Origin of the sequence: Streptomyces hydrogenans (assembly GCF_014656075.1) — a bacterium.
Taxonomy (GTDB): domain Bacteria; phylum Actinomycetota; class Actinomycetes; order Streptomycetales; family Streptomycetaceae; genus Streptomyces; species Streptomyces hydrogenans.
This window is the reverse complement of record NZ_BNBS01000214.1, coordinates 1-6,643: the sequence shown is the minus strand read 5'-3', so window position 1 is coordinate 6,643 and position 6,643 is coordinate 1. Positions and strand designations below refer to the sequence as shown.

Annotated in this window: 6 protein-coding genes; 1 reads left to right on the top strand and 5 read right to left on the bottom strand. The window is 74.7% G+C overall.

Translation table 11 applies throughout. The features are described 5' to 3' along the window. Positions 1–954: cell division protein PerM (locus IE321_RS40030; RefSeq protein ID WP_229916806.1), on the bottom strand; the 954-nt coding region annotated here is incomplete at its 3' end. Between the two features lie 119 nt (positions 955–1,073). On the opposite strand from IE321_RS40030, the gene IE321_RS40025 reads away from it, so the two are divergent. Beyond that, positions 1,074–2,300, top strand: coding sequence for a helix-turn-helix domain-containing protein (locus IE321_RS40025; RefSeq protein ID WP_190226562.1), 1,227 nt, complete (start codon positions 1,074–1,076; stop codon positions 2,298–2,300). 84 nt (positions 2,301–2,384) lie between these two features. Here IE321_RS40025 and sucD read toward each other — a convergent pair whose 3' ends face one another. From sucD to IE321_RS40005, 4 genes are all read right to left on the bottom strand, one after another. Beyond that, the gene (gene sucD / locus IE321_RS40020) at positions 2,385–3,269 is read right to left on the bottom strand and encodes a succinate--CoA ligase subunit alpha (RefSeq protein WP_190226561.1); all 885 of its coding nucleotides are present in this window, start codon (positions 3,267–3,269) and stop codon (positions 2,385–2,387) included. Between the two features lie 21 nt (positions 3,270–3,290). Beyond that, positions 3,291–4,469, bottom strand: a complete 1,179-nt coding sequence (gene sucC, locus IE321_RS40015; protein ID WP_190226560.1) for an ADP-forming succinate--CoA ligase subunit beta — start codon at positions 4,467–4,469, stop codon at positions 3,291–3,293. Between the two features lie 519 nt (positions 4,470–4,988). Next, positions 4,989–6,134 (bottom strand): VWA domain-containing protein, encoded by a 1,146-nt coding sequence (locus tag IE321_RS40010; RefSeq protein ID WP_190226559.1) that lies wholly within the window; start codon positions 6,132–6,134, stop codon positions 4,989–4,991. Then, positions 6,131–6,643, bottom strand: a 513-nt coding sequence (locus IE321_RS40005) for a DUF5682 family protein (RefSeq protein ID WP_229916804.1), incomplete at its 5' end; no start/stop codon positions are given. The genes IE321_RS40010 and IE321_RS40005, both read right to left, overlap by 4 nt.

The window sequence follows — 6,643 nt, the reverse complement described above, 5'->3', positions numbered from 1 at the left end:
GGCCCGGCCCACCGAGCGGCCGAGGACCACCGCAGCGACCAGCGGCACGGCCGCCGCCGCCCACTGCGGCCAGCCGCCGCGGCCCTCCGGGGGCAGCGCCGCGAGGAGCGGGAAGGGCGGCACGGCCGGGTCGCCGACCAGGCCCAGCGGGGTCGCGAGCGCGCCCGTGCCGAGCGCGACGCCGGGACCGAGGCCGTACGCGGCGGCCCACACGGCCGCGTTCGGCAGCAGCGCGAGGACCAGCAGCGCCAGCGCCACCCGACCGGACCACTCCCCCGCGATTCCCTCGTACGAGGCCCGCGCCGCGCCCGCGTGCCAGTCCAGCGGGGTGCCGGCGAGCACCGCTCCGCCCGCGAGCAGGGTCACCAGACCGGCCGCCGCCCCGCGCAGGGCGGCGGCGGCCTCCTCCCGGCCGGGCAGCGGCCGGCCCAGCGCGGTCCAGACGCCGGCGCCGGCGGCGTCGAGCACCACGCCGGGCAGCCACAGGCCGGCGGTGACGAGGTCGGCGGGCAGCGGACCGCTCTCGCTGTAGACCACGATCACGGCCGCCACCAGCAGGTATCCCCCGGAGACCGCGCCGAGCGTGCCCGCGGGCGAGGGCCGCGGGCCGGTCTCGTCGGCCGGGTCGAGGGTGGAGCGGGCGGTCCGGAAGACCAGCCAGACCGGCAGCGCGGCCGTCAGCAGCGGGACGATCCCCAGCGGTGCGGGCAGCCCGCCGAGGGTGTCGGTGCGGACGAGTTCGACGCCGTGGGCGAGCAGCCACAGCCCGGCGGCGAGGTGGAGGGCGCCGCCGGCGCCGCTGTCGGGGAACGGCGAGCTGATCCAGGCGACGATCACCAGGACCGCGAGCGCGCCGACGCCGAGTCCGGCGGCGACGCCGCCGCGGACACAGGCGGTGGCGAACGCGGCGGAACGCCCGCCCTGGACCAGGGAGTGCTCGGTCAGGTGGGTCACGGGGCCATGCTGCCAACGACACGCGCTTTCGCGGCGTAACAGGCAAACATCCGTTGTGTCGCTCAATATACGTTTATGTACTTTTCCGCCCAGAGGTGCTCCGCGGGAGGTCGACACCGATGAGCCAGACGAGCCGGGGCGGCGACACCGCGCCCCCCTCCGCCGCCACCGCGCTGCCGACGCCGAAGGAGCGGCGCCGGCTGCGCGAGGCGCTCTCCCTGAGCGAGGAGCAGGTCGCCGAGGCGATGGGCGTCACGAAGGCCACGGTCAAGGCGTGGGAGACCGGTCGCTCGGCCCCCCGGGGCCGCAAGCGCGAGGCGTACGTCAAGCTGCTCAGCGGCCTGTCGGACGCCCCCGCGGAGGCCCCCGCCGGACCGACACCGGCGCCCACCGCCCACGTACGGCCCAAGGCCGCCGACCGACGGCCCGCCGGGCCCCCGAAGGGCCCCGCCCGGCCCGAGCAGCGCCTGAAACCGGCACCGGAACCGGCCCCCGCCCCGGAGCCCGAGCCGGTGCCGGTGGCCGCGCGCGGACCCGAGCCGGCCGGGCTGACGCCCGAGGAGGCGTTCGACGCGCTCTACGGGCACGCGGCCCCCGGCCTCGTCCACCAGACGTACCTGCTGACCGGACGCCGCCGGCTCTCCCAGGAGGCCGTCGAGCACGCCTTCCACCACGCCTGGGAGCACTGGCCCGAGGTGGCCGTGGACGCCGACCCGGTCGGCTGGGTGCGGGCGGCGGCGTACGAGTACGCCCTCTCCCCCTGGCACCGGCTGCGCCGCACCCACAAGCACCCCGACGCCCCGCCGACCGAGGCAGGGCGGCGGGCGCTGCTCGGGGCGCTGCTCGACCTGCCGGCGCCGTACCGCCGCACCGTCCTGCTCTACGACGGGCTCGGGCTCGACCTGCCCGAGACGGCCGCCGAGACGGAGGCCAGCACGCCGGCCGCCGCCAACCGGCTGCTGTACGCGCACGCGGAGATCGGCAGGCGGGTGCCGGAACTGGCCGACCCCGAGGCGCTCCAGCGGCGGCTCGCCGCCCTGGTGGCGGAGGCGCCGTCGGCGACGCTGCCGGTGGCCCGGACGGTCCGCGGCGGCAGCGAACGGCGGAACCGGCGGCTGACCCGGGCGGTGGTCGGGGTGACGGCGGCGCTGGTCTGCGTCACGGCCCTGACGGCGGTGACGGCGCCGACCCGCTACATCCCGGACGTCGCGCCCGGCCAGACCGTGAACGGCGTCCCGGTGCGCGGCGGGCCGCAGAAGCTCGGCGAGGAGGACGTGGAGCTGCGCGACCGGCTGCGGTCCGAGCCGAACCCGGGGCCGGAGCGGCTGATCCCGACCGCCGGGTAGCCGGTACGCGCGTGGGCCCCGCCCTTCCGGTCTCCCGGAGGGGCGGGGCCCACGCGCTTACGGCCTGTCGAGCTGCTGTGCGTGTCAGCCCGCGAGGATGGCGCGCGCCAGCTTGGCGGTCTCGGTGGGGGTCTTGCCGACCTTCACACCGGCGGCCTCCAGGGCCTCCTTCTTCGCCTGGGCGGTGCCGGAGGAGCCGGAGACGATGGCGCCGGCGTGGCCCATGGTCTTGCCCTCGGGCGCGGTGAAGCCCGCGACGTAGCCGACGACCGGCTTGGTGACGTTGGCCTTGATGAAGTCGGCCGCACGCTCCTCGGCGTCGCCGCCGATCTCGCCGATCATGACGATCAGGTCCGTCTCCGGGTCGGCCTCGAAGGCCGCCAGGGCGTCGATGTGCGTGGTGCCGATGACCGGGTCGCCACCGATGCCGACGGCGGACGAGAAGCCGATGTCACGGAGCTCGTACATCATCTGGTACGTCAGCGTGCCGGACTTCGAGACCAGGCCGATGCGGCCCGGCTTCGTGATGTCGCCCGGGATGATGCCGGCGTTCGACTGACCCGGGGTGATGAGACCGGGGCAGTTCGGGCCGATGATGCGGGTCTTGTTGCCCTTCGCCTGCGCGTACGCCCAGAAGGCGGCGGAGTCGTGGACGGCGATGCCCTCGGTGATGACGACGGCGAGGGGGATCTCGGCGTCGATCGCCTCGACGACGGCGGCCTTGGCGAAGGCCGGCGGGACGAAGAGGACCGAGACGTTGGCGCCGGTCTCCTTCATCGCCTCGGCGACGGAGCCGAAGACCGGGACCTCGGTGCCGTCGAAGTCGACGACGGTGCCGGCCTTGCGCGGGTTCACGCCGCCGACGATGTTGGTGCCGTCACCCAGCATGAGCTTGGTGTGCTTCATGCCCGTGGCACCGGTCATGCCCTGGACGATGACCTTGCTGTCCTTGTTGAGGAAGATAGCCATGGCTGTTCTGTCCCTCTTCCCTTACTTCGCGGCCGCGAGCTCGGCGGCCTTGTCGGCCGCGCCGTCCATGGTGTCCACGCGCTGCACGAGCGGGTGGTTGGCGTCGGACAGGATCTTGCGACCCAGCTCCGCGTTGTTGCCGTCGAGGCGGACGACGAGCGGCTTGGTGACTTCCTCGCCCTTCGAGGCGAGGAGCTCCAGGGCCTGCACGATGCCGTTGGCGACCTCGTCACAGGCGGTGATGCCGCCGAAGACGTTGACGAAGACGGACTTGACGTCCGCGTCGCCGAGGATGATCTCCAGGCCGTTCGCCATGACCTCGGCGGAGGCGCCGCCGCCGATGTCGAGGAAGTTGGCCGGCTTCACGCCGCCGTGGTTCTCACCGGCGTACGCGACGACGTCCAGGGTCGACATGACCAGGCCGGCGCCGTTGCCGATGATGCCGACCTCGCCGTCGAGCTTGACGTAGTTGAGGCCCTTGGCCTTGGCGGCGGCCTCCAGCGGGTTGGCCGCGGCCTTGTCCTCCAGGGCCTCGTGCTCCGGCTGGCGGAAGTCGGCGTTCTCGTCGAGCGAGACCTTGCCGTCGAGGGCCAGGATGCGGCCGTCCTTGGTCTTGACCAGCGGGTTGACCTCGACGAGGAGGGCGTCCTCGGCGACGAAGGTGTCCCACAGGGTGACCAGGACCTCGGCGACGCCCTCGGCGACCTCGGCCGGGAACTTCGCCTGGGCGACGATCTCGCGGGCCTTCTCCAGGGTGACGCCGTCGTTGGCGTTGACCGGGACCTTGGCGAGGGCCTCGGGGGTCTTCTCCGCGACCTCCTCGATGTCCATGCCGCCCTGCACCGAGGCCATGGCCAGGAAGGTGCGGTTGGTGCGGTCGAGGAGGTACGAGACGTAGTACTCCGCCTCGATCTCCGGGGACAGCTCGGCGATCATCACCTTGTGGACCGTGTGGCCCTTGATGTCCATGCCCAGGATGTCCGTCGCGCGGGCGACGGCCTCGTCCGGGTTCGCGGCAAGCTTGACGCCGCCGGCCTTGCCGCGGCCGCCGACCTTCACCTGGGCCTTGACGACCGACTTGCCGCCAAGACGCTCGGTGGCCTCGCGCGCCGCCTCAGGCGTGTCGATGACTTCACCGGCCAGCACCGGTACACCGTGCTTGGCGAAGAGGTCCCTCGCCTGGTACTCGAACAGGTCCACGCGCGTCCCTTTTCTAGATGATCGCGGTTCGTTGTCTGCGTGGGCGTGCCGCGGAGGGCAACGTGACTGCGCTGTCACTAGGGAGGCGTACACGGTGTCCGTGGACGCGGCATGTCCGTCTCGCAGGTTATCCCCGTGGGACGTGGGTCCCTAAATCGCAGATCCCCACCGGGCGGTGATACGGGTCACAGAACGTAGGGACGAAGGGGCTGTCCGTGGGCGACCCCGCACCCCCGCCCCGCCCCCATCAGGCAGGCGGGGAGCGGGGTTTGCGCCCCTCACGCCACGCCGGTGCGCAGGGTGAGGGGCACCTCGCCCCGGGTGTGATATGGACCTCAGTGGACCCGCGGGCGTCCGTCCGGGTGGCCGGGCGACGACGGATTCCGCACGCGCGCCGGACCGTGCGACGGGTCCGGCGCGGCCCCGGGCCCCCGGGCCGCACGCGGGTCCGGACGACGGGGCGGGTGCCGGTCCGGACGACGGGGCGGGTGCCGGTCCGGACGACGGGGCGGGTGCCGGTCAGACCGGGTCGGGCATCGGGAGCGGTCTCCCCTCCAGGGCGGCGGCCATGACCTCGGGGAAGAGGTCGGGGGTGCAGGCGAAGGCGGGGACGCCGAGGGCGGCGAGCGCGGCGGCGTGCTCGCGGTCGTGGGCGGGGGCGCCTTCGTCGGAGAGGGCGAGGAGGGCGACGAACCCCACCCCGGACGCCCGCATCGCGGCGACCCGCCGGAGCATCTCGTCGCGGATGCCGCCCTCGTACAGGTCGCTGACGAGGACGACGACGGTGTCGGCGGGGCGGGTGATCCGCGACTGGCAGTAGGCGAGCGCCCGGTTGATGTCGGTGCCGCCGCCGAGCCGGGTGCCGAAGAGGACGTCGACGGGGTCGTCGAGCACCTCGGTGAGGTCGACGACCGAGGTGTCGAAGACGACGAGCCGGGTGGCGACGGTCCTGAGGGAGGCGAGGACGGCGCCGAAGACGGAGGCGTACACGACGGAGGCGGCCATCGAGGCGGACTGGTCGACGCAGAGCACGACCTTCTTGCGCACCGCCCGGGAGGCGCGGCCGTGGCCGATCAGCCGCTCGGGGACGACGGTGCGGTGCTCGGGCAGGTAGTGCCTGAGGTTGGCGCGCAGGGTGCGGTCCCAGTCGATGTCCCGGTGGCGGGGCCGGCTGATCCGGGCGGAGCGGTCGAGGGCTCCGGTGACGGCCGCCCTGGTGCGGCTCGCGAGCCGGGCCTCCAGATCGGCGACGACCTTGCGGACGACGGCCCGGGCGGTCTCCCTGGTGGTCTCCGGCAGCGCCTCGCTCAGCGAGAGGAGGGTGCCGACGAGGTGGACGTCGGGCTCGACGGCCTCCAGCGTCTCCGGCTCCAGGAGGAGGGCGGCGAGACCGAGCCGGTCGATGGCGTCGCGCTGCAGGACCCGCACCACGGAGCGGGGGAAGTAGCCGCGGATGTCGCCGAGCCAGCGGGCGACGGAGGGCGCGGAGCCGCCGAGCCCTCCCCCGCGCTCGCCGCCGCCGTCCGCGCTGTCGTAGAGGGCGGCGAGGGCGGCGTCCATGGCGGCGTCGGTGCCGGACAGGGTGCGGCCGGTGCCCTCGGCCGCGGCGCCGCCGAGGACGAGCCGCCAGCGGCGCAGCCGCTCGTCGGGGGTGCTGGTGCTCATGCGGCTGCCTCCGTGCCGAGGACGAGGTCGAGGAGGGGCAGGACTCCGGCGGCCCGCGCCGTGTCGGGAGCGGCGGCGAAGCCGGGGACGGCGGCGGTGCGGCGCGCGGTCCCGGGCCCGCGGGCGGCCAGCTCGCCGAGGGTGCGCCGGGCGCCGGGCTCGTACGCCCCGAAGGTGCGCCGCAGCAGGGGCAGGACGTCGGTGAACGCCTCGGCCGGTACGCCGGAGAGCCAGCGGTCGAGGAGGGTGAGGAGGCGCTCGTCGTGGACGAGGAGCAGCCCGCCGCCGGTGCCGCCGACGAAGCCGTCGAGCCAGGCGGCGGCGGAGGCGGGCGGGGCGCCGGGCGAGAGGGCGAGGCCCATGAGGCGGGCGGCCTCGTCGTCGGTGAGTCGCCCCTCGTCGAGCAGGATCCGGGCGGCCCGGCCGCGCACCGCGCCCGGCGTCCGTTCCGTCTCGGCGAGCCGGCGCAGGTCACGTACCGCACCCGCCCGCCCAGTGCCGCCCGGATC

Excerpts from the sequence above, each read along its gene's own strand:
- IE321_RS40025 (WP_190226562.1), top strand. The coding sequence starts at position 1,074 with ATGAGCCAGACGAGCCGGGGCGGCGACACCGCGCCCCCCTCCGCCGCC.
- sucD (WP_190226561.1), bottom strand. The coding sequence starts at position 3,269 with ATGGCTATCTTCCTCAACAAGGACAGCAAGGTCATCGTCCAGGGCATG.
- IE321_RS40010 (WP_190226559.1), bottom strand. The coding sequence starts at position 6,134 with ATGAGCACCAGCACCCCCGACGAGCGGCTGCGCCGCTGGCGGCTCGTC.